Here is a 25,252-nt window from a genome sequence, read left to right on the forward strand (position 1 = left end):
GCGACATTCCGACACTGTGGGTCTGACATAACGCCGGGTCATTAAATTTACATCATGTTGTATGTAAGCTTTCGTGTGGCTTACCACTGCAATTAAGGATATGAAATGCCTGTAATTACGCTTCCTGATGGCAGCCAGCGTGTATTTGATCGCCCTGTCAGCGTGATGGATATCGCGCTGGACATCGGCCCGGGATTAGCAAAAGCCTGTATCGCGGGTCGCGTTAATGGTGAACTGGTTGATGCTGTCGATCCCATCACTGAAGATGCAAACGTTGCGATCATTACCGCAAAAGACGAAGCGGGTCTGGAAATCATCCGTCACTCCTGCGCGCACCTGTTAGGGCATGCGATTAAGCAGCTGTGGCCGGACACCAAAATGGCGATTGGTCCGGTTATTGATAACGGCTTCTATTATGATGTCGATATTGATCGTACCCTGACCCAGGAAGATATCGACCTGCTGGAAAAACGCATGCATCAGTTGGCTGAAACCAACTATGACGTGGTGAAGAAAAAAGTCAGCTGGCAGGAAGCGCGTGACGTGTTCGCGGCGCGGGGTGAAGTTTACAAAACCACCATTCTTGATGAAAACATCAGCCACGATGACCATCCGGGCCTTTATCATCACGAAGAATATGTCGACATGTGCCGCGGTCCGCACGTGCCGAATATGCGTTTTTGCCATCATTTCAAGCTGCAGAAAATCTCCGGTGCCTACTGGCGCGGCGACAGCAACAACAAAATGCTGCAGCGTATTTATGGCACCGCGTGGGCAGACAAGAAGCAACTGGCCGCGTATCTGCAGCGTCTGGAAGAGGCGGCGAAGCGTGACCATCGTAAGATTGGTAAGCAGCTTGACCTCTATCACATGCAGGAAGAAGCACCGGGCATGGTATTCTGGCATAATGACGGCTGGACCATTTTCCGCGAGCTGGAAGTGTTTGTCCGCAGTAAGCTAAAAGAGTATCAGTACCAGGAAGTCAAAGGTCCATTTATGATGGATCGGGTGTTGTGGGAAAAAACCGGACACTGGGAAAACTATAAAGAAGCGATGTTCACTACCTCTTCTGAGAACCGTGAATATTGTATCAAGCCAATGAACTGCCCTGGTCATGTGCAGATCTTTAATCAGGGTCTGAAGTCATACCGTGACCTGCCGCTGCGTATGGCGGAGTTTGGTAGCTGTCACCGTAATGAGCCATCGGGTGCGTTGCACGGTCTGATGCGCGTTCGTGGCTTTACTCAGGACGATGCACACGTCTTCTGTACTGAAGAACAGGTTCGTGATGAAGTAAACAGCTGTATCCGCATGGTTTATGACATGTACAGCACCTTCGGCTTTGAAAAGATTGTGGTGAAATTGTCCACCCGTCCTGAGAAGCGTATCGGTACTGATGAAATGTGGGACCGTGCTGAGGAAGATCTGGCCGCCGCGCTGAACGAAAACAACATTGAGTTTGAGTTCCAGCCAGGCGAAGGCGCGTTCTACGGTCCTAAAATTGAGTTTACTTTGTACGATTGTCTTGATCGCGCCTGGCAGTGTGGAACAGTTCAGCTAGACTTTTCCCTGCCAAAACGCCTTGAAGCAACCTACGTGGGCGAAAACAACGATCGTCAGACGCCAGTGATGATTCACCGTGCGATTCTGGGGTCGATGGAGCGTTTCATCGGTATACTGACCGAAGAATTCGCTGGTTTCTTCCCAAGCTGGCTGGCACCGCTGCAAGTCGTGGTAATGAATATTACCGATGGACAAGCAGAATATGTTGAGTCTTTGACGCGTAAGCTGCAGAATGCTGGCATTCGTGTGAAGGCAGACTTGAGAAATGAGAAGATAGGCTTTAAAATCCGCGAGCATACATTACGTCGCGTCCCTTATATGTTGGTCTGCGGTGATAAAGAGGTGGAAGCTGGCAAAGTGGCCGTTCGCACCCGCCGTGGTAAAGACCTTGGGTCGATGGATGTCGATGTGTTTGTTGAGAAACTTCAACAAGAGATTCGCAGCCGAAATCTTCACCAATTGGAGGAATAAAGTATTAAAGGCGGAAAACGAGTACTACCGACGCGTCCGAACAAAATCAACAGTGAAATCCGTGCAACTGAAGTGCGCTTAACAGGCATGGATGGCGAGCCGATTGGCATTGTCACATTACGCGAAGCTTTGGAAAAAGCCGAGGAAGCGGGTGTTGATTTAGTAGAAATCAGCCCGAACGCCGAACCGCCGGTCTGCCGCATCATGGATTACGGCAAGTTCCTCTATGAAAAAAGCAAATCTTCTAAGGAACAGAAGAAGAAGCAAAAAGTTATTCAGGTTAAGGAAATCAAATTCCGTCCTGGAACCGATGATGGCGACTATCAGGTCAAACTACGCAACCTGATTCGCTTTCTGGAAGAAGGCGATAAAGCCAAAATCACGCTGCGTTTCCGCGGTCGTGAGATGGCGCACCAGCAGATCGGTATGGAAGTGCTTAACCGCGTCCGTAAAGATCTGTGTGAAGATCTGGATTTGGCCATTGTCGAATCCTTCCCTTCGAAGATCGAAGGCCGCCAGATGATCATGGTGCTCGCTCCTAAGAAGAAACAGTAGGCTTTCAAGTAACATTAACCGCGCAGCGTTCGCGCTGTGCGGTTATCTGTTCGCCTGTCTGGGTCATGTTATCAACAATGCGAAGTGGATATTTTTTAAAATGCCAAAGATTAAAACTGTACGTGGCGCGGCTAAGCGCTTCAAGAAGACCGCTTCTGGCGGCTTCAAGCGTAAACACGCAAACCTGCGTCATATTCTGACCAAAAAATCTACTAAGCGTAAACGTCACCTGCGCCCTAAAGGCATGGTGTCTAAAGGCGATCTGGGTCTGGTTATTGCCTGCCTGCCGTACGCATAAGCCCATTTTTTTTAAACAGAATATAGAACAGGAGAGCTCACATGGCTCGCGTTAAACGTGGTGTAGTTGCTCGCGCACGTCACAAAAAAATCTTAAAACAAGCTAAAGGCTATTACGGTGCACGTTCACGTGTCTACCGCGTTGCCTTCCAGGCTGTTATCAAAGCTGGTCAGTATGCTTACCGTGACCGTCGTCAGCGTAAGCGTCAGTTCCGTCAGCTGTGGATCGCGCGTATCAACGCAGCGGCACGTCAGAACGGCATGTCTTACAGCCGTTTCATCAATGGTCTGAAAAAAGCAGCCATTGAGATTGACCGTAAGATCCTGGCCGACATCGCGGTATTCGATAAAGTGGCATTCTCTGCACTGGTCGAAAAAGCGAAATCAGCGCTGGCGTAAGCCGGATGAAAAAGGGAGCTTGCTCCCTTTTTTATTGCCTGTAACTCGCGCAAAAGATTGACATTTTCTTCGCCACGCATTTCAATAGTACCCTCATGATCCATGACAAGGTAACCGCAAGCATGACTGCTGCTATTTTCCGTTTCTTTTTTTACTTTAGCGCCTGACATTTGGGGGCTTTTGCGCATAAGAAGAGAAACGAAAAATCGCGCTGAAAGCCTCCCTCGTGGAGGCTTTTTTGTTTCTGGCGCTAGCATATTGGACCGGCAGGTCCCAACGAGAACTGACCAGCCTGACTGGAAAAAGAGGAAACTATGTCCCAACTCGCAGAACTGGTGGCCAACGCCACGGCGGCCATCGACGGGGCGACAGATATCGCCGCCCTTGACGCGGTGCGCGTCGAATATCTGGGTAAGAAAGGGCACCTGACCCTGCAGATGACCACCTTACGCGAGCTGCCAGCCGAAGAGCGTCCGGCAGCGGGCGCGGTGATCAACGAAGCTAAACAACAGGTCACCGAGCGTCTGAACGCACGCAAAGATGCGCTGGAGTCTGCGGTACTGAATGCGCGTCTGGCCGCTGAAACGATTGACGTTTCACTGCCTGGCCGTCGCATTGAGAATGGCGGTCTGCATCCGGTCACCCGTACCATCGACCGTATCGAAACCTTTTTCGGCGAATTGGGTTTCGCGGTGGTGACGGGCCCGGAAATCGAAGACGATTATCATAACTTTGATGCGCTGAATATTCCTGGCCATCACCCGGCACGTGCCGATCATGACACCTTCTGGTTTGACGCGACGCGTCTGCTGCGTACCCAGACGTCTGGCGTACAGATCCGTACCATGAAGAATCAGCAGCCGCCGATTCGCATCATCGCCCCTGGCCGCGTTTACCGTAACGATTACGATCAAACCCACACGCCGATGTTCCATCAGATGGAAGGGCTGATTGTCGATAAAAACATCAGCTTTACCAATCTCAAAGGCACGCTGCACGATTTCCTGAACAACTTCTTCGAAGAAGATTTGCAGATTCGTTTCCGTCCCTCCTATTTCCCGTTCACCGAGCCTTCGGCTGAAGTGGATGTGATGGGCAAAAACGGTAAGTGGCTGGAAGTGCTGGGCTGCGGCATGGTGCATCCAAACGTGCTGCGCAATGTCGGCATCGATCCGGAAGTTTACTCCGGCTTCGCCTTCGGGATGGGAATGGAGCGTCTGACCATGCTGCGCTATGGCGTGACCGATCTGCGTGCATTCTTCGAAAACGATTTACGTTTCCTCAAACAATTTAAGTAAGGGCAGGTTATCCAATGAAATTCAGTGAACTCTGGTTACGCGAATGGGTAAATCCAGCCCTGGACAGCGCGGCGCTGTCTGAGCAAATCACCATGGCCGGCCTGGAAGTCGATGGCGTGGACCCGGTCGCGGGCGCGTTCCACGGCGTGGTGGTTGGTGAAGTCGTGGAGTGCGGTCAGCACCCGAATGCCGACAAACTGCGCGTCACCAAAATCAACACCGGCGGCGATCGCCTGCTGGATATCGTCTGTGGCGCGCCAAACTGTCGTCAGGGCCTGAAAGTCGCCGTGGCGACCGTGGGTGCCGTGCTGCCGGGTGATTTCAAAATCAAAGCCGCAAAACTGCGTGGCGAACCGTCCGAAGGCATGCTCTGCTCGTTCTCCGAACTGGGTATTTCCGACGATCATAACGGCATTATTGAACTGCCCGCAGACGCGCCGATTGGGACTGACATCCGCGACTATCTGCAGCTGGATGACAACACCATCGAAATCAGCGTCACGCCGAACCGCGCCGACTGTCTGGGCATTATCGGGATTGCGCGTGATGTGGCCGTCCTGAATGGCCTGCCGCTCAACATGCCGGAGATCCAGCCGGTAGCGGCGACGCTGAACGAGACCTTCCCGATTCGGGTGGATGCAACCGAAGCCTGTCCGCGCTATCTGGGCCGCGTCGTGAAAGGCGTGAACGTCACGGCGGCGACTCCGCTGTGGATGAAAGAGAAGCTGCGTCGCTGTGGCATTCGTTCTATCGACCCTATCGTTGATATCACCAACTATGTGCTGCTGGAACTGGGTCAGCCGATGCACGCCTTTGACCTCGACCGCATTGATGGCGACATCGTGGTGCGGATGGCGAAAGAGGGCGAAACCCTGACGCTGCTGGACGGCACCGACGCTAAGCTGCAAAGCGACACCTTAGTGATTGCCGATCATCACAAAGCGCTGGCGATGGCCGGTATTTTTGGCGGCGAGCATTCCGGTGTGAACAGCGAAACGCAGAATATCCTGTTTGAGTGTGCCTATTTTGACCCGCTCTCGATTACCGGCCGCGCACGTCGCCACGGATTGCATACCGATGCGTCACATCGTTATGAGCGTGGCGTCGATCCGGCCCTGCAGCAGATGGCGCTGGAGCGCGCGACCGCGCTGCTGTTAGAGATCTGCGGTGGCGAAGCGGGTCCGATCATCGATCAGACCCATCAGGCCGCCTTACCGCCGCAGGCCACCATCACCCTGCGTCGTGAGAAGCTGGACCGTCTGATTGGTCACGTCATCCCGGATCAGCAGGTGACGGATATCCTGACTCGCCTCGGTTGCCAAGTGAGCGTTGCTGAGGGCCAGTGGCAGGCGGTTGCGCCGAGCTGGCGTTTTGATATGGCGATTGAAGAAGATCTGGTTGAAGAAGTCGCCCGTATCTATGGCTACAACAACATTCCGGACGTGCCGGTTCAGGCTGGTCTGGTGATGACCCGCCACCGCGAAGCGAACCTGTCGCTGAAGCGTGCCAAAACCCTGCTGGTCGATAAAGGCTATCAGGAGGCGATTACCTACAGCTTTGTTGACCCCAAAATTCAGCAGCTGCTGCATCCGGGTGAAGAGGCGCTGCTGTTGCCCAGCCCGATCTCCAGCGATATGTCGACCATGCGCCTCTCGCTGTGGACCGGCTTACTGAGTGCGGTGGTCTACAACCAGAACCGTCAGCAGAGCCGGGTGCGCCTGTTTGAAAGCGGTCTGCGCTTTGTGCCGGATACTCAGGCCGATCTTGGCATCCGTCAGGATCTTATGCTGGCTGGCGTACTGAGCGGCAACCGTGCTGAAGAGCACTGGGATCTGGCGCGCCAGACGGTTGACTTCTATGATTTAAAAGGCGATTTAGAATCGCTGCTCGATTTAACCGGCAAACTGGACGACATCAGCTTCCGTGCTGAAGCCAATCCGGCGTTGCATCCGGGACAGAGCGCTGCGATTTATTTGCATGATGAACGAATCGGATTTATCGGAGTGGTTCATCCTGAGCTGGAACGTAAGCTTGATCTCAATGGTCGCACCTTAGTCTTTGAACTGCTTTGGAATAAGGTCGCAGACCGCGTCCTGCCTGACGCGCGCGAGATTTCACGCTTCCCGGCGAACCGTCGTGATATTGCCGTTGTGGTGGCTGAAAACGTCCCTGCAGCAGATATCATCGCGGAGTGTAAGAAAGTTGGCGTAAATCAGGTAGTTGGCGTAAACTTGTTTGACGTGTACCGCGGTAAGGGCGTTTCTGAGGGTTACAAGAGCCTCGCAATCAGCCTGATTTTGCAGGATACCAGCCGGACACTCGAAGAAGAGGAGATTGCCGCGACCGTTGGCAAATGCGTTGCGGCATTAAAAGAGCGATTCCAGGCAACCTTGAGGGATTGAACCTATGGCGCTTACAAAAGCTGAAATGTCAGAGTACCTGTTTGAGAAACTCGGGCTGAGCAAACGCGATGCAAAAGAGTTAGTGGAGCTGTTTTTCGAAGAGGTACGCCGCGCTTTGGAAAATGGAGAACAGGTAAAACTGTCTGGGTTTGGCAATTTCGACCTGCGCGACAAAAACCAGCGTCCTGGCAGAAACCCGAAAACGGGGGAAGATATTCCGATTACTGCGCGTCGCGTAGTAACCTTCCGCCCAGGGCAGAAGCTGAAAAGCCGCGTAGAGAACGCTACACCCAAAGAGACTGACTGATTTCAGCGTTTCAAAAAGGCCGCGCAAGCGGCCTTTTTTCATTTCAGCCATTCCCGGCCTCACGCTTCCTGGCAACCGCGCCGGTGCGTATCACCAGCAGCCTTTCTTTTTTCTGCAATCCCTCTACAATCAAATCTCTGTTTTCTCAGCTAATCCTGCTTATGTCTCTGCTAGACCAGCTTGCTCACCAGGCCGATCGCCGTAGCCAGAAATGGCTGGCGGGGCTGGCTATTGCGCTGCTTGCGCTACTTATTGTCAGCCTGTGCGCCGGCGACAGCTGGATTGCGCCGTCACACTGGCTCAATGACAGCAGCAGGCTGTTTGTCTGGCAGCTGCGGCTGCCGCGCAGCGTGGCTGTAATGCTGGTGGGCGCCTCACTGGCGCTATGCGGCGTGGTGATGCAGGCGCTGTTTACCAATCCTCTGGCCGAGCCGGGACTGCTTGGGGTCTCGAATGGAGCCGGGATAGGGCTGGTGCTCGGGGTACTGCTCGGCAGCGGCTCACTGTGGAGCCTGAGCCTGGCGGCGATGGCCGGCGCGCTGATCATCACCCTGATCCTGTTGCATTTCGCCCATCGTCAGCTCTCCGTGACCCGGCTGCTGCTGACCGGCGTTGCGCTGGGCATCATCTGCAGCGCCATCATGACCTGGGCGGTCTACTTCAGCACCAGTCTCGATTTACGTCAGCTGATGTACTGGATGATGGGTGGCTTCAGCGGTATTGACTGGCGCTACGGCTGGATGATGCTGACCTTGTTGCCGGTGATGCTGGCGCTGAACGGCAGCGGCCGGATACTGAATTTACTGGCACTGGGCGAAACCTCGGCACGCCAGCTTGGCCTGTCGCTGTTCTTTTGGCGCAATCTGCTGGTGCTGGCGATGGGCTGGCTGGTGGGCGTTAGCGTCGCCATGGCCGGGGCTATCGGCTTTGTCGGGCTGGTGATCCCGCATCTGCTGCGCCTGAGTGGCATCAGCGATCACCGTTATCTGCTGCCAGCCTCCGCGCTGGCCGGAGCCTGTGTGCTGCTGGGTGCCGACATTGTTGCCCGGCTGGCGCTGACCGCCGCTGAATTACCGATTGGCGTGGTGACCGCGACGCTCGGTGCCCCGTTGTTTATTGCATTACTGGTGAAATCTTCACGCTAGCCTCGGCTGGTTATTTAACATCCACAATAGGAATCCAGAATGAGCATTTATCAAACTGAACTGGTTACGCTTGATGGGGAAAAAACCACGCTGTCACAGTGGCAGGGCAAGGTACTGCTGGTGGTCAACGTCGCCTCTAAATGCGGTCTGACGCCGCAATATGAAGAGCTGGAGAATCTGCAAAAAGCCTGGCAGGATCAGGGCTTCAGCGTGCTGGGCTTTCCCTGCAATCAGTTTCTTGAGCAGGAGCCGGGCAGCAGTGAGGAGATCAAAACCTTCTGCAGCACCACTTACGGCGTGACGTTTCCGATGTTTGAAAAAACCGAGGTGAATGGCGACCAGCGCCATCCGCTGTATGCCCAGCTGGTGGCGGCATGTCCTGAAGCCGTACGTCCGGAAGGCAGCGGTTTTTATGAGCGACAGGTGAGCAAAGGCCGCGGCCCGAAAGCGCCAGGAGATATCCTGTGGAACTTCGAAAAATTCCTGATTGGCCGCGACGGCACGGTTATTCAGCGCTTTGCCCCTGACATGACGCCGGAAGACCCAATCATTCTGGAAACTATCAAGCAGGCGCTGGCAAAATAAATGCTGTTGCGGTTGAAACAGGTAGCCGTCTCCGGACGGCTGCTGCCGTTTAGCAGTGCGCTGGATGCCGGTCAGCTGCTGCATCTGGCCGGGCCGAACGGAGCCGGCAAAAGCACCTTACTGAGCGTTATCGCCGGTCTGCAATCTGCTGATGGCAGCATTGAGCTGGAACAGCGTCCATTGAGCGACTGGCGCGGCAGCGCGCTGGCGCAGGTGCGGGGCTGGCTGCCTCAGCAGCAGCTACCGCTCAGCCAGATGCCGGTCTGGCACTATTTACGCCTGCACCTGCAAACGGCGGACGCTGGTGCGGATCGGCGCCTGACAACGCTGCTGCAACGGCTGCAGCTGGATGACAAGTTATCCCGTTTGCTGACCCAGCTCTCCGGCGGCGAGTGGCAACGCGTCCGGCTGGCTGCGGTCTGCGCCCAGATCGATCCGCAGATCAATCCGCGCGGCCGGTTACTGATCCTCGACGAGCCGCTAACCGCGCTGGATCTGGCCCAGCAGAAAGCGGTGGATGATTTAATTGCTGAGCTGTGCGCGGCGGGTATCAGCGTCATCGCCAGCAGCCATGACCTTAATCACAGCCTGCAACAGGCCGATTGCGTCTGGCTGATGCATCAGGGCGAGGTGGTGGCGCAGGGAACCCCTGCGGCGGTACTGACGCCGTCGCAGCTGACGCCGCTGTACCAGATTGCGTTTCGCCAGCTGGAAATAGAAGGGCGCACGCTGCTGACGGTGCTGCCCTGACACTTGCCACCCGGCGCGCTTTCCCGCTACATTAAGCCGGTCGTAACTTCTGATAAGGACATTTGGCGATGCGCCTGGCTTTGCTGCTTTGGGTTCTGCTACTGACGGGCTGCAGTCATCACGCGCCGCCCATTAACGGCCGTCTTTCCGATTCGATCACCGTGATTGCCCAGCTGAACGATCAGCTTGGCAACTGGCGTGGTACGCCTTATCGCTATGGTGGCATGAGCCGCAACGGCGTCGATTGCTCCGGCTTTGTTTATCTCACCTTCCGCGACAAATTCGCCCTGCAACTGCCGCGCACCACGGCGGCGCAGAGTGATATTGGTACGCGCATCAGTAAGGACGATCTGCTGCCGGGTGATTTGGTATTTTTTAAAACCGGGCGCGGAGAAAATGGCTTACACGTCGGGATTTATGACACCGATAACGCCTTTATCCATGCCTCGACCAGCCAGGGCGTGATCCGGTCATCGCTGGATAATGTCTACTGGCGTAAAGTGTTCTGGCAGGCGCGGCGCATTTAACCGCGCATTCAGGCCCCCGACTTAAGTCCAATTTAAATCAGACCCTGACCCACGAATAAAAGTTTTATTTTAGATGTCACTTATCCTGTCGGGATTTTATTAATCATAATAACCCGCGGTTTAATTCCACTAATAACCGGGTTTTTATTGTCGCTATTTGGCTTAAGCGAGATTGTCAGGCCTCAAACGGCGATGGAAAGCTAATTAAGTCCATCTCTTCAATGATTTGGTCCTATTGCCTGCGTGTATCCATTCATATAGGATATAACCATCGCCGCATATTCTGGCAGTAGAAATGAAAATTCACTTATCGGCCGACTATCAGTCGGAAATTTGGTTTTATCCTGCCTGCGATGTTGACGGGCGGCTGACCGCTGTCGAGCTGGTAACCCAGTTTGTGCATGAAAGTGCACCTATCACCCTGCCGCAGGACCTGCTGTTGCCGCAGCTCGACGAGTCGCAGCAGCTGCGCCTGTTGCAGAGTCAGATTGGATTACTGGAGCAATATCGCGCGCTGTTTGAAACTAATACGGTTTCTGCCTTAATTCGTATTGATGAAGGAATGGCGCGCACGCTGCTGGAAAGTGAATTGCTGATGCGGAAAATAAAACAGCTGCCCTACGTGCTGCTGGATATTACTGAAACGTTTCCGCACCTCAGGCAGGGCATAAATAATCCGTTGCTACAAAGTCTGCAGGCTGACTTTAATTTATCGCTTTCGCATTTTGGTGCCGGCAAATCGCCCGCCAATGCGGTCTACGATAATTTATTTAGCTGTATCAGTCTCGATAAAGGTTTTATTCATTCGCTGGCCAAACGCGCCTCTTTCGTGCCGTTTGTACAAAGCATTATCGATAACTTCCGTTCCCATTGCGATCAAATCATTATTTGTGGCATCGACGATGAGCGACTGCTGGACAAAGCGCTTCAGCTAAGCGGCGCGCATTTGCAGGGCGCGCTGTTTCCGGTGGTGAAATCAGATGCGCTCTGCTCGTTGATCTGCGCCGACAACCGCATGCCATCCTCTTTGCATCCGGGCTGATGCGGCCTGTTTAATCCCTGGTATCAGCGTTACACTGAAGGTTTTAGCTGAACGACGTATCGCTGAGCGTCACATGGGAGAAACAATGTCCACTGGCAAGGTTACCTTCGACAACACCTGGTTTCGCGAACTGACAGGGTGTTACACCGCGCTTACCCCCACGCCGCTGGCAGGCGGACGCCTGCTCTACCATAACGCACCGCTGGCCGCCTCAATGGGGCTGGATGAGGCACTGTTTAGCGGCGACGGTCATGATGTCTGGCACGGCGCGGCTTTATTGCCCGGCATGCAACCGCTGGCGCAGGTCTACAGCGGCCACCAGTTTGGCGTCTGGGCCGGGCAACTGGGCGACGGGCGCGGTATTCTGCTGGGCGAACAGCGGCTGGAGGATGGCAGCAAGCTTGACTGGCATTTGAAAGGCGCGGGTCTGACGCCCTATTCACGGATGGGGGACGGTCGCGCAGTGATCCGTTCCAGCGTGCGTGAGTTTCTGGCCTCAGAGGCGCTCCATCATCTGGGCATTCCGACCACCCGGGCGCTGACGTTATCGATTGGCGATGAGCCGGTCTATCGTGAAACGCCGGAACGCGGCGCCATGCTGATGCGAATTTCGCCGAGCCATCTGCGCTTTGGCCACTTCGAACATTTCTTCTACAGCCAGCAGCAGGATAAGGTGCAGCAACTGGCTGATTATGCGATCCGCCACCACTGGCCTCAGCTGGCAGACGAAGCTGAACGCTATCAGCTGTGGTTTACCGATGTGGTCCTGCGTACGGCACGGCTGATCGCGCTGTGGCAGAGCGTCGGTTTCGCCCATGGCGTGATGAATACCGACAACATGTCGATTCTGGGCCTGACCATCGATTATGGCCCGTTCGGCTTCCTTGATGACTACCAGCCCGATTACATCTGTAATCACAGCGATTATCAGGGGCGCTACAGCTTCGAAAATCAGCCGATGATCGGCTTGTGGAACCTCAACCGGCTGGCACATGCGCTGTCCGGGCTGATGACTACAGAGCAGCTGAAGCAGGCGCTGAGCGTTTACGAGCCGGAACTGATGCGGGTCTGGGGCGAACGGATGCGGGCTAAGCTCGGCTTGCTGACGGCGGAGAGCGGCGACAACGACATTCTGACCGAACTGCTGGCGCTGATGACCAAAGAGCACAGCGACTACACGCTGACCTTCCGCGTGTTAAGTGAGACGCAGCAGGCTGAAATCCGTTCTCCGCTGCGCGATGAGTTTATCGATCGTGAAGCCTTTGATGGATGGTATCAGCGCTATCGTGCGCGGTTATTGCAGGAAGAGGTCAGTGATGCCAGCCGACAGGCAGTGATGAAATCAGCCAATCCGGCAGTGGTGTTGCGTAACTATCTGGCACAGCAGGCGATTGACGAGGCAGAGCGGGGAGAGCAGGGCGCGCTGGCGCGATTGCATCAGGCGCTGCAGCAACCTTTCAGCGATCAGACGGCCGCTGAATATCGTCAACGGCCGCCAGACTGGGGTAAAACCTTAGAGGTGAGCTGTTCCAGCTAACTCAGAAACGGCAGGAGACCGCTTCGGCGAGCAGGGCAAGCACCGCTTCACTGTCCTGCCAGCCGAGGCAGGGATCGGTAATCGACTGGCCATAAACCAGCGGTTCACCGCCAACCACCTTCTGATTGCCCTCTTCAAGGAAGCTCTCAATCATCACGCCGGCGACCGCGCGCGATCCGGCGACGATCTGCTGCGCCACATCGGCCGCCACATCAAGCTGACGGCGATGCTGCTTCAGGCAGTTGCCGTGACTGAAGTCGATCACCAGCTGTTGCGGTAAGTTAAACTCTGTCAGGCTGGCCGCCGCGTCTGCCACATCGCTGGCGTGATAGTTAGGCTGCTTGCCACCGCGCAGGATCACATGGCCATGCGGGTTGCCGCTGGTCTGATAGATGGTCATCTGACCGAGCTTATCCGGTGACAGGAACATATGGCTGGCGCGGGCGGCACGAATTGCATCTACCGCAATGCGGACATTGCCGTCGGTGCCATTTTTAAAGCCGACCGGACAGGAGAGTGCAGAGGCCATTTCACGGTGGATCTGGCTTTCGGTGGTACGGGCACCAATTGCGCCCCAGCTGATCAGGTCGGCAATAAACTGCCCGATCACCATATCGAGAAACTCGGTCGCGGTCGGTAAGCCAAGGGCGTTAATATCAATCAGCAACTGGCGAGCAATGCCAATCCCGCGGTTCACATCATAGCTGCCATCCAGATCGGGATCGGAGATCAGGCCTTTCCAGCCGACAACGGTACGCGGCTTCTCGAAATAGGCGCGCATCACGATCTCCAGTCGATCCTGATAACGGACGCGCAGGGCATTCAGGCGCTCGGCATACTCCAGCGCCGCTTTCGGGTCGTGCAGTGAGCAGGGGCCGATAATCACCAGCAGACGTGGATCTTCACCGGTCAGGATACGGGCAATACGCTGGCGGGCCGCCGTGACGTTATCAGCAATGGCGTCAGAGACAGGATGTCCGGCCGCAAGGCTGGCAGGCGTAATCAGGCTGCCAATGCGCGCGGTACGCAGTTCGTCGGTTTTGTTCATGATTTTCTCGGAAACGATTCTTCGCAACGGTGAAATACCGGGAAGTGATGGTGGTCACAATAAACCATTAGCCTGCGAATTCAACCCGGGAATTAATAATGAAAACAAAACCAACGGCAGCGACGCTTTACATCGCGGCCGCGCAGAGACGCTTAGTACATGCGGCGGGTCAGACCCATGATGTCGAGAATTTTGGTGGCGATCTCCTCGACCGAGTAGTTGGTGCTGTTGAGATAGCGGATCTGATGGGTCCGGAACAGCGCTTCCACTTCTCCCACTTCCAGCCGGCACTGGCGCATTGAGGCGTAACGGGTATTTTCCGCCCGCTCCTGACGAATGGCGGCCAGCCGTTCCGGATCGATAGTCAGCCCGAACAATTTATGCTGATGCGCGCGCAGCGCCGGCGGCAGTTTGAGGTTATCCATATCATCCGCGATAAAAGGGTAGTTGGCGGCACGGATACCAAACTGCATCGCCAGATAGAGGCTGGTGGGGGTTTTGCCGCAGCGCGACACGCCCAGCAGAATCACCTGAGCATCCTCCAGACCGCGTAGCGAAATGCCGTCATCATGCGCCAGGGTGTAATCGATCGCGGCGATACGCGCATCATATTTACCGAGATTGCTGGCATCCAGCCCGTGGGTGCGGTGGGCCACCGGTGCCGGCGACAATCCCAACTCCTGCTGCAGCGGGGCCACCAATGCCTGAACGATGTCCTGACAAAAGCCTTCGCTCTGAACAATGATGTCGCGCACTTCCGGCGTGACAATAGAGAAGAACACCAGCGGCCGCACGCCGCTCTGCTGGTAAAGGGCGTTGATCTGCGCTTTGACCGCCTGCGCCCGCTGAACATTTTCAACAAACGGCAGCGTCAGGCTGGTGATATTGACCGGAAACTGTGACAGCACCGCATGGCCCAGCACTTCGGCGGTGATAGCAGTACCATCGGAGATATAGAAAACGCTTCTGTCAGTCGTCATGACGGGTCGGCCTCTGCAAAGAATGAGCGGTCTGAATAGCCCGCGAGATAAAATAAATAATCCATATTTTTCGATTGTGAATCTTTTAGTTGCATTATTAACGCCCTGTTTTAGCACAGCAGTAAAAATGAAAGCGTGTTTCATTCCGCATAATTTTGCTGCCACGCTATCTGGCGTCAAAAATAACCATCCTGCTTGTTGCGCAACAAAAAACAATTATTAAGTGACTGAAAAGGTGACATTTACTGTTGCATCAGTCAGTTAGCGAAAAATAAACCCCTTGCGCAACGGATTATTCTGGCGTGCACAATTCCGAATCTGTCACTGATAATCTGCTTTAACGATTCAACAGATCGTCATTGCCAGGGGCTTATGCCAGGCTGAATGGGTTGATTGCAGAATATTCCATGTGCCCATTCATTGATAAAGGATAAGCTCAATGTCCAATAAAGGCGAACAGCCGCTAGTGCTCTGGTATAACCAGCTTGGCATGCATGATGTCGATCGGGTGGGGGGCAAAAATGCCTCTCTGGGTGAAATGATTACTAATTTGTCGTCGCTCGGGGTCTCGGTTCCCAACGGTTTTGCGACCACCTCGTACGCCTTTAACCTGTTCCTCGATCAAAGCGGACTGAACCAGCGCATTTATGCATTACTGGATAGCACCGATATTGATGATGTTGATGCGCTGGCGAAAGCCGGTAAGCAAATTCGTCAGTGGATTGTCGAAACGCCGTTCCTGCCGGAACTCGAAACGGCGATCCTGGAAGCCTACCAGCAGCTGTCGGCTGATGATGCCGACGCCTCCTTTGCGGTTCGCTCATCGGCGACCGCTGAAGATATGCCCGATGCTTCTTTTGCCGGTCAACAGGAAACCTTCCTCAACGTGCAGGGCATTGAAGCGGTGATGGTGGCGGTGAAGCATGTCTATGCCTCGCTGTTTAACGACCGCGCCATCTCCTACCGCGTGCATCAGGGCTATGACCACCGCGGCGTAGCGCTGTCAGCGGGCGTTCAGCGCATGGTCCGTTCCGATCTGGCGGCTTCCGGCGTGATGTTCACTATCGATACTGAATCCGGCTTTGACCAGGTAGTATTCATTACTGCGGCGCTAGGCCTGGGTGAGATGGTGGTGCAGGGCGCGGTTAACCCCGATGAGTTCTATGTACACAAACCGACGCTGGCGGCTGGCCGTCCGTCGATTGTGCGCCGCAATATGGGTTCGAAAAAAGTTCGCATGGTCTATGCCGATTCACTGGAACATGGCGAGCAGGTTCGGATCGAAGATGTGCCCGAGGCGGAACGCGATCGCTTCTGTCTATCTGATGACGAAGTGCAGGCGCTGGCGCAGCAGGCGGTACTGATTGAACAGCACTACAAGCGTCCGATGGATATCGAATGGGCCAAAGATGGCCACACCGGCAAGCTGTTTATCGTGCAGGCGCGTCCTGAGACCGTCCGTTCAAACGGTCAGGTAATGGAGCGTTACACGCTGCAGGGCCAGGGCAGCGTGGTCGTCGAAGGCCGCGCAATTGGTCATCGTATCGGCGCGGGTGAAGTGAAGGTGATTCACGACATCAGCGAAATGAACCGTATCCAGAAAGGCGATGTGCTGGTGACTGACATGACCGACCCGGACTGGGAACCGATCATGAAAAAGGCTTCGGCGATTGTCACCAACCGTGGCGGCCGTACCTGTCATGCGGCGATCATCGCGCGTGAGCTGGGGATCCCGGCAGTGGTCGGCTGTGGCGATGCCACCGATCGTCTGAAAGAGGGCCACCAGGTCACGGTCTCCTGTGCTGAAGGCGATACCGGTTATGTCTACGATCAGCTGCTCGATTTTGACGTCACCAGTTCGCAGGTTGATTCACTGCCGACGCTGCCGCTGAAAATCATGATGAACGTTGGCAACCCTGACCGCGCTTTTGACTTTGCCTGTTTGCCGAATGAAGGCGTTGGCCTGGCGCGTCTGGAATTCATCATCAATCGCATGATCGGCGTCCACCCGAAAGCGCTGCTGGAATTTGATCAGCAGACGCCGGAACTGCAGCAGCAGATTCGCAAAATGATGAAGGGATTTGACGATCCGGTTGAGTTTTACATCGGTCGCCTGACTGAAGGAATTGCCACGCTTGGAGCCGCTTTTGCACCGAAACGGGTAATTGTGCGACTTTCGGACTTCAAAACCAATGAATATGCCAATCTGGTCGGCGGTGAACGTTACGAGCCGGAGGAAGAAAATCCGATGCTTGGCTTCCGCGGTGCCGGTCGCTATGTGGCCGACAGTTTCCGTGACTGCTTTGCGCTGGAGTGCGAAGCAGTGAAGCGGGTACGCAACGAGATGGGGCTGACTAACGTGGAGATCATGATCCCGTTCGTGCGCACTGTCGATCAGGCGCAGGCGGTGGTCGAAGAGCTGGCCCGTCAGGGACTGAAGCGCGGTGAGAACGGATTGAAGGTGATCATGATGTGCGAAATTCCGTCCAACGCCTTACTGGCTGAGCAGTTCCTGCAGCACTTCGATGGCTTCTCGATCGGGTCAAATGACATGACCCAGCTGACGCTGGGACTGGACCGCGATTCCGGGGTGGTTTCAGCGCTGTTTGACGAGCGCAACGAAGCCGTCAAAGCGCTGCTGTCAATGGCGATCAAGGCAGCGAAAAAGCAGGGCAAGTATGTCGGTATTTGCGGTCAGGGACCGTCAGATCATCAGGATTTTGCCGCCTGGCTGATGGAGGAGGGGATTGACAGTTTATCGCTCAACCCGGACACCGTTGTCGAGACCTGGGTAAGCCTGGCGCAGTTAAACAAATCTGCCTGACGATAAGCCCCGATTTACCGCTAAAGGCCAGCTCTGCTGGCCTTTTCTATTTTTGCCTGGTCAGTGACAGGCAAAAAAAAAGCCCATCACAGGGGATGGGCAAAGACTACACACAGCAATTCTTTACTTTACTCAGGGGAAAAAGGTTGTTTAGAAATCAGTGAGTTGATTTCGAACATAGGAAACATGTTATTCACCAGACCGGCCGACGTCTTTAAGAATCCTCTTATTAGTTTAAAGCCGATAATCTTTTGTCACCTTTTATACTGCATTTCCCTTAAGAAACAGTGCAGAAAATAATCTGTTTTAGCGCTGAATGGGTGATTCGGGGCTAAAGATGGCTTTTTTCTTAAAAACCGCTAATGAAAAATAAACTTTACGTGACGCAGAATAATCGGGGCGGTCAATCATCATTAACCGCCCTAACCATTGCTGAAGCAGATTTAATGCGGGGTTTCGTCGTGATCGACGAGGGCATCCGCCACGGTCAGCGGGTCATCGTCCGGCGCGGGCGCTTCATGCACCCAGACTGACACCAGCCGATAAGAGACCGCCAGCACCACCGGACCGATAAATAAGCCAATCATGCCAAAGGCGAACAGGCCGCCGATGACCCCGGAAAGGATCAATATCATCGGCAGGTCAGCGCCCATCCGAATCAGCACCGGGCGTAGCACGTTATCCAGCGTACCAACCACGCAGCTCCAGACCAGCAGTACGGTGCCCCAGGTGGTATCACCGCTCCAGTAGAGATAGATAATGGCCGGCACCAGCACCAGCAGCGGACCAATCTGCACCAGACAGCAGAGGATCATCAGCACCGTGAGCAGCGTGGCATAAGGAATGCCGGAGACCGCAAGGCCAATGCCGCCCAGCACGCCCTGCACCAGCGCCGTCACCACCACGCCCAGCGCCACGGCGCGGATTGACTGCGCCGCCAGCAGCACCGCCGCATCGCCCCGTCGCCCCGCCATGCGGAAAGCAAAATGACGAATACCCTGCGCCGCCTGTTCGCCACGCCAGTAGAGCAGCACGCTGAACAGCAGCATGACCGCCAGATGAATCATAAAACGGCCAAAATGGCCGGCCTGCGCCACAAAGAAGCCGGTGGTGCGGCCAATATAGGGCTGCACTTTCGCCATGATGCCGGAGCCACCGCCTTCCACCAGCTTGTGATAACTGGCATAAACCTTTTCGCCGACCATCGGCACATCGTTAAGCCACAGCAGTTGTGGCATCAGATGGCCTTGCGTCACCCAGGCGACCACCGGTGCGCTGTTATCGATCAGGCTGCTGACCAGCAGTGCGATAGGAATAATAAACAGCAGCAGTAACAGCAGGGTCATGGCAATCACTGCCAGTGATCGGCGTCCCCACAACAGCCGCTGCAACCGAAGCATCAGCGGCCAGGTGGCGATCACCACCATGCTGGCCCAGGCAAAACCCAGAATAAAGGGCTGTACCACCCACAAACAGGCGATGATCAGTAACAAAATGAACATCAGGGTAAAAAGTATCTGTGGTAAATCCATGTCCCGATACAGGCTTTTCATCATCGACTCATAACCTCGTCTAATTCCTTCATTGCCGGGCTCTCAGTGCCCGTTTTTATCATGATCTATTTAGTGCGGATTAAACAGAGCAGCAGAGAAAGCTTTTTCCCTTTCCTGAAAAAACGGCGGGCGGCAAAAAAATGTGATAAAACGAGGGACCGCAAACGCGCAAACGCAAACGTTTACAACATCTTCGGTTAGACAATAATGATCCCACAGATTTCGCAGGCGCCGGGCCTCGTTCAACTGGTGCTGACATTCCTTGAGTCGCTGAAAGAGCAGGGTTTTACCGGCGACACCGCCACCAGCTATGCTGACCGCCTTTCACTCTCTACCGATAACAGCATCTATCAGCTGCTGCCCGACGCGGCGCTGTTTCCGCGCTCAACCGCTGACGTCGCGCTGATCGCCCGGGTGGCAGGCGAGCCACGCTTTGAAAGTCTGGTGTTTACGCCACGCGGCGGCGGCACCGGTACCAACGGTCAGTCGCTGAACCAGGGCATTATTGTTGATATGTCGCGCTACATGAACCGCATCCTCGAGATCAATACGGATGAGGGCTGGGTGCGGGTAGAAGCGGGGGTGATCAAGGATCAGTTGAACGCCTGGCTTAAGCCCTATGGCTTTTTCTTCTCGCCAGAGCTGTCGACCAGTAATCGCGCGACGCTGGGCGGGATGATCAATACCGACGCCTCCGGCCAGGGATCGCTGGTGTATGGCAAAACTTCCGATCACGTCATTGGTCTGCGAGCGGTGCTGCTGGGGGGCGATATCCTCGATACCCGGCCGATGGCGACAGCGCTGGCTGAAACGATTGCCCGCACGGCAACCCCGGAAGGGCGCATCTATCAGCAGGTGCTAAGCCGCTGTCGTGAGCAGCGTAAGCTGATCCTCGAAAAATTCCCGCGGCTCAACCGCTTCCTGACCGGTTACGACCTGCGACATGTGTTCAGCGACGATATGCAAACCTTCGACCTGACGCGCCTGCTGTGCGGAGCCGAAGGGACGCTGGCCTTTATCACCGAAGCGCGGCTGGATATCACGCCGTTGCCGAAAGTGCGGCGGCTGGTCAACATCAAATATGATTCGTTCGATTCTGCACTGCGTAATGCGCCATTCATGGTGGAAGCACAGGCGCTGTCGGTCGAAACCGTCGACTCAAAAGTGCTTAACCTGGCGCGTGAAGATATCGTCTGGCATTCAGTGCGGGAACTGATTACCGACGTGCCGGATAAAGAGATGCTGGGGCTGAACATTGTCGAGTTTGCCGGTGATAACGCTGCGTTGATCGACAGTCAAATCAGCCAGCTCTGTGCGCGGCTGGATGCGCTGATGGCGCAACAGCAGGGCGGCGTCATCGGTTATCAGCTCTGCGACGATCTGCAGGGCATTGAGCGTATCTATAACATGCGCAAAAAGGCGGTGGGGCTGCTGGGTAATGCCAAAGGCCGCGCCAAGCCGATCCCGTTCGTCGAAGATACCGCCGTCCCGCCGGAAAGCCTGGCGGATTACATTGTCGAATTCCGCGCCTTGCTCGATAGCCACGGACTGAGTTACGGCATGTTCGGTCACGTCGATGCTGGCGTGCTGCATGTCCGTCCGGCGCTGGACATGTGCGATCCGCAGCAGGAGATGATGATGAAGCAGATCTCCGACGAAGTTGTGGCCCTGACGGCGCGCTACGGCGGATTGCTGTGGGGCGAGCACGGCAAAGGCTTCCGCGCGCAGTACAGCCCGGCGTTCTTTGGTGAAACCCTGTTCAATGAGCTGCGCCGGATTAAATCGGCATTCGATCCGCATAACCGCCTCAATCCCGGCAAAATCTGCACCCCATTTGACAGCCATGACGAGATGATGCAGGTCGATGCGGAGAAGCGTGGCACTTTTGATCGCCAGATTCCGCTCTCGGTACGCGACGAGTGGCGCGGCGCGATGGAGTGTAACGGTAACGGCCTGTGCTTTAACTTTGACGCCCGCAGCCCGATGTGTCCGTCGATGAAAATCACCCGTAACCGTATCCATTCTCCCAAAGGTCGGGCGACCCTGACGCGGGAATGGCTGCGGCTGCTGGCTAATCAGGGCGTGGATCCACTGATGCTGGAGAAGCAGTTACCGCAGAGCCGGCTTTCACTGCGCGGGCTGATCGCCCGTACCCGCAATAGCTGGCACGCCAGTAAAGGGGAGTACGATTTCTCGCACGAGGTAAAAGAGGCGATGTCGGGCTGTCTGGCCTGCAAAGCCTGCTCAACGCAGTGCCCGATCAAAATTGACGTACCCAGCTTCCGCTCGCGCTTCTTACAGCTTTATCACACCCGCTATTTGCGCCCGGTCAGCGATCATCTGGTGGCGGCGGTTGAAAGCTACGCGCCATTAATGGCGAAGGCACCCAAAACCTTTAACTTCTTTCTGCGCCAGCCGTGGCTGAAAGAGCTGAGCAAAACTCAGATCGGCATGGTCGATCTGCCGCTGCTCTCTTCACCGACGCTGAAGCAGCAGTTGAGCGGCCATCCCGCGATGAATATGACGCTGGAGCAGCTGGAGCGACTGCCGGCTGCCGATCAGGCGAAGTGCGTGCTGGTGGTGCAGGATCCGTTTACCAGCTTCTACGAAGCGCAGCTGGTGAATGATTTTATCCGGCTGATTGAGAAGCTCGGCTACCGGCCGGTTCTGCTGCCGTTCTCGCCGAATGGTAAAGCGCAGCATGTGAAAGGCTTCCTGCAACGCTTTGCCCGGACCGCCAGCCGGACCGCCGATTTCCTGAACCGGGTGGCGCGGCTTGGAATGCCGATGGTGGGGGTCGATCCTGCGACCGTACTCTGCTATCGCGATGAGTATCGTCAGACGCTGGGCGAGGCGCGCGGTGATTTCAGCGTGCTGCTGGTGCATGAGTGGTTGCAGAGTGCGCTGACGGAGCGGGAAGTGCAGAGCACCACGGGCGAGTCATGGTACCTGTTCGCGCACTGTACTGAAGTAACCGCGTTGCCGTCCGCGCCGACACAGTGGCAGGAGATTTTTTCCCGCTTTGGCGCAAAACTGGAGAACATCAACGTGGGCTGCTGTGGCATGGCGGGCACCTACGGCCACGAAACCAAAAACCTTGAAAACTCGCTGGGGATCTACGCGCTCTCCTGGCATCCACAGCTGCAACGCTTACCGCGTCAGCGCTGTCTTGCTACCGGTTACTCCTGCCGCAGCCAGGTCAAGCGGGTGGAAGGTAACGGAATGCGCCATCCGCTCCAGGCCCTCTTAACGCTGTTGTAAAAAAATTGTGCGCGACGTCACGGCGCGGCTGGATTAGAATATCCAGCCAGCGTGACGCACAAAGTCGCTTTGCAGCGCGGTGGCTTTATCCCATTCACCGATCATCGCCAGCTGATGGCACAGACGGGTCAGGGAGAGTCGCGCCAGTTGGTAAGCCTGAATGCGGAACAGACGATCGCGATCGCTATTTCCCATCTCCTGCACCAGGCGGTGATGCAGTTTGCCCATGGCGTGCAAATAGCTCTGGTCATCTCCGTTCAGCTGGCAGACTTCTGCCATATCCAGACAGGTATCATTAAACTGACGTAATTGCTGAAGGGTACAGTCGGCCCGGTCGAGTCTGGCCTGCGCCAGGTAGAAGTCGACGGTGATATCGCGTACCGCAAATCTGTATTCGTCGATTTTATGCTGCAGCCAGGCAGAGACGGAAAGCGTCATAATGCCACCCTGAATGTGAATGATAATAATTATCATATTCATCGAGGCGAGGAATGCAATTGCTCGGGCAGAAAAATTTTACGATTTATCTGACCTGTCAGTATAATCGGCAATAACAATCTGTTTACATCGCAGAAAGGCGTAACCTATCAATAAGCACTTTTATGAAAAGTCACTTTTGAAAAAAGAGTGGGTTATTAACAGGTTATATCGCGACTCTTCACGTGAGCTGTCTCACCGCAAAGTGAGTTGAAGGGTCTATGCTTAATAAATAGCCGAATAAAACAGCACAAGATGATTATCCCTGCAAAACAAGAGGTTGAAGTGATCGGTCAGATCACTACCATAGGGGGATAGCCTGAAAAGGTCCGGACTCAAGAGGTATCAACATGGCATCCGTTAATGCAGACTCTTTCTCACCCGACGATTTCGTCTGGAAAGGGCTGACGCTGACTGAAACCGCAGCGCAACAAATTCTCAATCTGGCTGCTCAGGACCCTGATGTCAAGGGGCTACGGCTAGGCGTAAAACAATCCGGCTGCGCCGGGTTTGGTTATGTCATGGATCTGGTGAAAGAGCCAGTCGATGACGATCTGCAGTTCTCGTTCCATGGCGCAACCCTGTTTGTGCCGCTTCAGGCGATGCCATTTGTGGATGGCACCGAAGTGGATTACGTTCGCGAAGGCCTGAATCAGATTTTTAAATTCAATAACCCTAAAGCTCAGCACGCCTGCGGGTGTGGCGAGAGCTTTGGCGTCGAGTAAGTGAAATATGTCACGACACAGCGAAGCATCTGACGATGTACAAATCTGGGACGGCAAGCTCAACTATAAAGAGGGCTTCTTTACCCAACTGCAGACCGAAGAATTTGCGAACGGCATCAATGAAGATGTGGTGCGCGCGATCTCGGCCAAGCGTAACGAGCCAGAGTGGATGCTGGAGTTTCGTCTTAAAGCTTTCCGTGCCTGGCTTGAAATGGAAGAGCCTCACTGGCTGAAAGCGCACTACGAGAAACTCGATTACCAGGATTACAGCTACTATTCCGCACCGTCATGCGGTAACTGCGATGACAGCTGCGCGTCTGAGCCGGGTGCGACCCAGGCATCAGGCAGCGCGCCGGCCAGCGATTACCTGACGCAGGAAGTGGAAAACGCCTTTAACCAGCTGGGTGTCCCGGTGCGTGAAGGTCGTGAAGTGGCCGTGGACGCTATTTTTGACTCCGTCTCGGTTGCTACCACCTATCGCGGCAAGCTGGCGGAGCAGGGCATTATCTTCTGTTCGTTCGGCGAAGCAATTCAGGAACATCCGGAGCTGGTGAAGCAGTATCTCGGCACGGTCGTCCCGGCCAACGATAACTTCTTTGCCGCGCTGAACTCGGCGGTAGCGTCAGACGGAACCTTTGTCTACATCCCGAAAGGCGTACGTTGCCCGATGGAACTGTCGACCTACTTCCGTATCAACGCAGCCAAAACCGGTCAGTTCGAACGCACCATCCTGATTGCTGATGAAGACAGTTACGTCAGCTACATCGAAGGCTGTTCAGCGCCGGTGCGTGACAGCTATCAGCTGCACGCGGCCGTGGTGGAAGTGATCATCCATAAAAATGCCGAAGTGAAATATTCGACGGTGCAGAACTGGTTCCCGGGCGGTGAAGGCGAGGGCGGTATCCTTAACTTCGTTACCAAGCGTGCGCTGTGTGAAGGTGACCACAGTAAAATGTCCTGGACGCAGTCTGAGACCGGCTCCGCCATTACCTGGAAATACCCGAGCTGCATTCTGCGCGGTGACTACTCGGTCGGCGAATTCTACTCTGTGGCGCTGACCAGCGGCCGCCAGCAGGCGGACACCGGCACCAAGATGATTCACATTGGTAAAAACACCAAATCGACCATCATCTCAAAAGGGATTTCGGCCGGTAAAAGCGAGAACACCTATCGCGGCCTGGTTAAAATCATGCCGACCGCGACCAACGCACGTAACTTTACCCAGTGTGACTCAATGCTGATTGGCCCGGACTGCGGCGCACATACCTTCCCGTATGTTGAAACCCGTAACAACACGGCCCAGCTTGAGCACGAAGCCACCACCTCACGTATCGGCGAAGACCAGATGTTCTACTGTCTGCAACGCGGTATCAGTGAAGAAGATGCCATCTCGATGATCGTGAACGGCTTCTGTAAAGACGTATTTTCGGAGCTGCCGCTGGAGTTTGCCGTGGAAGCCCAAAAATTGTTAGCCATCAGCCTTGAGCACAGTGTGGGCTGATGCCG

Annotated in this window: 22 protein-coding genes, 1 other RNA gene and 1 other annotated feature; of the genes, 18 read left to right on the plus strand and 5 right to left on the minus strand. The window is 55.1% G+C overall.

Annotated features, from left to right (window positions below):
- The first annotated feature begins 105 nt into the window (after positions 1-105).
- The 14 genes from thrS to AC6I8D_RS08230 all read left to right on the plus strand — a co-directional run bounded on the left by thrS (position 106) and on the right by AC6I8D_RS08230 (position 12,878).
- Positions 106-2,034, plus strand: coding sequence for a threonine--tRNA ligase (gene thrS / locus AC6I8D_RS08165; protein WP_312056802.1), 1,929 nt, complete (start codon positions 106-108; stop codon positions 2,032-2,034).
- Between the two features lie 3 nt (positions 2,035-2,037).
- Positions 2,038-2,589: a translation initiation factor IF-3 gene (gene infC, locus AC6I8D_RS08170; protein ID WP_031375691.1), complete on the plus strand. Its 552-nt coding sequence runs from the start codon at positions 2,038-2,040 to the stop codon at positions 2,587-2,589.
- A gap of 100 nt (positions 2,590-2,689) precedes the next feature.
- The gene (gene rpmI / locus AC6I8D_RS08175; RefSeq protein ID WP_004157374.1) at positions 2,690-2,887 is read left to right on the plus strand and encodes a 50S ribosomal protein L35; all 198 of its coding nucleotides are present in this window, start codon (positions 2,690-2,692) and stop codon (positions 2,885-2,887) included.
- A gap of 41 nt (positions 2,888-2,928) precedes the next feature.
- On the plus strand, positions 2,929-3,285 hold the full coding sequence (rplT, locus tag AC6I8D_RS08180) for a 50S ribosomal protein L20 (RefSeq protein WP_003853267.1): 357 nt from the start codon (positions 2,929-2,931) through the stop codon (positions 3,283-3,285).
- Positions 3,286-3,402: 117 nt separating this feature from the next.
- Positions 3,403-3,528: a sequence feature (Phe leader region), on the plus strand.
- Complete coding sequence (gene pheM / locus AC6I8D_RS08185; RefSeq protein WP_159859786.1) at positions 3,408-3,452, plus strand: pheST operon leader peptide PheM; 45 nt, start codon at positions 3,408-3,410, stop codon at positions 3,450-3,452. (Overlaps the previous feature by 45 nt.)
- Before the next feature lie 71 nt (positions 3,529-3,599).
- Positions 3,600-4,583 carry a phenylalanine--tRNA ligase subunit alpha gene (pheS, locus tag AC6I8D_RS08190; RefSeq protein ID WP_031375692.1) on the plus strand — a complete coding sequence of 328 codons (984 nt, stop codon included), beginning with the start codon at positions 3,600-3,602 and terminating at the stop codon, positions 4,581-4,583.
- A 14-nt stretch (positions 4,584-4,597) separates the two neighbouring features.
- Positions 4,598-6,985 (plus strand): phenylalanine--tRNA ligase subunit beta, encoded by a 2,388-nt coding sequence (gene pheT, locus AC6I8D_RS08195; RefSeq protein ID WP_497819926.1) that lies wholly within the window; start codon positions 4,598-4,600, stop codon positions 6,983-6,985.
- A 4-nt stretch (positions 6,986-6,989) separates the two neighbouring features.
- Positions 6,990-7,292 (plus strand): integration host factor subunit alpha, encoded by a 303-nt coding sequence (gene ihfA / locus AC6I8D_RS08200; protein WP_003853259.1) that lies wholly within the window; start codon positions 6,990-6,992, stop codon positions 7,290-7,292.
- Between the two features lie 161 nt (positions 7,293-7,453).
- Entirely contained in the window at positions 7,454-8,437 is a 984-nt protein-coding gene (gene btuC, locus AC6I8D_RS08205) for a vitamin B12 ABC transporter permease BtuC (protein WP_312056806.1), read from the plus strand.
- A 39-nt stretch (positions 8,438-8,476) separates the two neighbouring features.
- The gene (locus AC6I8D_RS08210) at positions 8,477-9,022 is read left to right on the plus strand and encodes a glutathione peroxidase (protein ID WP_497819927.1); all 546 of its coding nucleotides are present in this window, start codon (positions 8,477-8,479) and stop codon (positions 9,020-9,022) included.
- Positions 9,023-9,772, plus strand: coding sequence for a vitamin B12 ABC transporter ATP-binding protein BtuD (gene btuD / locus AC6I8D_RS08215; RefSeq protein WP_497819928.1), 750 nt, complete (start codon positions 9,023-9,025; stop codon positions 9,770-9,772).
- A 68-nt stretch (positions 9,773-9,840) separates the two neighbouring features.
- Positions 9,841-10,299 carry a C40 family peptidase gene (locus tag AC6I8D_RS08220; protein WP_031375696.1) on the plus strand — a complete coding sequence of 153 codons (459 nt, stop codon included), beginning with the start codon at positions 9,841-9,843 and terminating at the stop codon, positions 10,297-10,299.
- A gap of 295 nt (positions 10,300-10,594) precedes the next feature.
- Positions 10,595-11,341 (plus strand): EAL domain-containing protein, encoded by a 747-nt coding sequence (locus AC6I8D_RS08225; protein ID WP_312756747.1) that lies wholly within the window; start codon positions 10,595-10,597, stop codon positions 11,339-11,341.
- 85 nt (positions 11,342-11,426) lie between these two features.
- On the plus strand, positions 11,427-12,878 hold the full coding sequence (locus tag AC6I8D_RS08230) for a protein adenylyltransferase SelO (RefSeq protein ID WP_312056815.1): 1,452 nt from the start codon (positions 11,427-11,429) through the stop codon (positions 12,876-12,878).
- A gap of 1 nt (position 12,879) precedes the next feature.
- Here the strand turns inward: AC6I8D_RS08230 and AC6I8D_RS08235 are convergent, their stop codons facing one another.
- A complete protein-coding gene (locus AC6I8D_RS08235; protein WP_312756750.1) occupies positions 12,880-13,926 on the minus strand; it encodes a 3-deoxy-7-phosphoheptulonate synthase in 1,047 nt (348 codons plus the stop codon).
- Between the two features lie 152 nt (positions 13,927-14,078).
- The gene (gene ppsR / locus AC6I8D_RS08240; RefSeq protein ID WP_031375700.1) at positions 14,079-14,906 is read right to left on the minus strand and encodes a posphoenolpyruvate synthetase regulatory kinase/phosphorylase PpsR; all 828 of its coding nucleotides are present in this window, start codon (positions 14,904-14,906) and stop codon (positions 14,079-14,081) included.
- A 439-nt stretch (positions 14,907-15,345) separates the two neighbouring features.
- Between ppsR and ppsA the strand changes: the two genes are divergently transcribed.
- Positions 15,346-17,730, plus strand: a complete 2,385-nt coding sequence (gene ppsA, locus AC6I8D_RS08245) for a phosphoenolpyruvate synthase (RefSeq protein ID WP_312056821.1) — start codon at positions 15,346-15,348, stop codon at positions 17,728-17,730.
- 71 nt (positions 17,731-17,801) lie between these two features.
- Here the strand turns inward: ppsA and rprA are convergent.
- Together rprA and ydiK are read right to left on the minus strand one after the other, a co-directional pair.
- Positions 17,802-17,909, minus strand: an RNA gene (rprA, locus tag AC6I8D_RS08250) — antisense sRNA RprA.
- Positions 17,910-18,173: 264 nt separating this feature from the next.
- Positions 18,174-19,283 (minus strand): AI-2E family transporter YdiK, encoded by a 1,110-nt coding sequence (gene ydiK / locus AC6I8D_RS08255; protein ID WP_312056837.1) that lies wholly within the window; start codon positions 19,281-19,283, stop codon positions 18,174-18,176.
- A 207-nt stretch (positions 19,284-19,490) separates the two neighbouring features.
- Here ydiK and ydiJ point away from each other — a divergent pair, with 207 nt between their 5' ends.
- Positions 19,491-22,544 carry a D-2-hydroxyglutarate dehydrogenase YdiJ gene (gene ydiJ, locus AC6I8D_RS08260; protein ID WP_497819929.1) on the plus strand — a complete coding sequence of 1,018 codons (3,054 nt, stop codon included), beginning with the start codon at positions 19,491-19,493 and terminating at the stop codon, positions 22,542-22,544.
- Positions 22,545-22,577: 33 nt separating this feature from the next.
- Here ydiJ and AC6I8D_RS08265 read toward each other — a convergent pair whose 3' ends face one another.
- Positions 22,578-22,982: a hypothetical protein gene (locus tag AC6I8D_RS08265; protein ID WP_497820662.1), complete on the minus strand. Its 405-nt coding sequence runs from the start codon at positions 22,980-22,982 to the stop codon at positions 22,578-22,580.
- Positions 22,983-23,371: 389 nt separating this feature from the next.
- On the opposite strand from AC6I8D_RS08265, the gene sufA reads away from it, so the two are divergent.
- Together sufA and sufB are read left to right on the plus strand one after the other, a co-directional pair.
- Positions 23,372-23,746 carry a Fe-S cluster assembly scaffold SufA gene (gene sufA / locus AC6I8D_RS08270; RefSeq protein ID WP_031375704.1) on the plus strand — a complete coding sequence of 125 codons (375 nt, stop codon included), beginning with the start codon at positions 23,372-23,374 and terminating at the stop codon, positions 23,744-23,746.
- Positions 23,747-23,753: 7 nt separating this feature from the next.
- Positions 23,754-25,247: a Fe-S cluster assembly protein SufB gene (sufB, locus tag AC6I8D_RS08275; protein WP_312056827.1), complete on the plus strand. Its 1,494-nt coding sequence runs from the start codon at positions 23,754-23,756 to the stop codon at positions 25,245-25,247.
- The last annotated feature ends 5 nt before the right edge of the window (positions 25,248-25,252 follow it).

It is taken from the genome of Pantoea sp. X-Soil-MYKO-1785 (assembly GCF_059730675.1).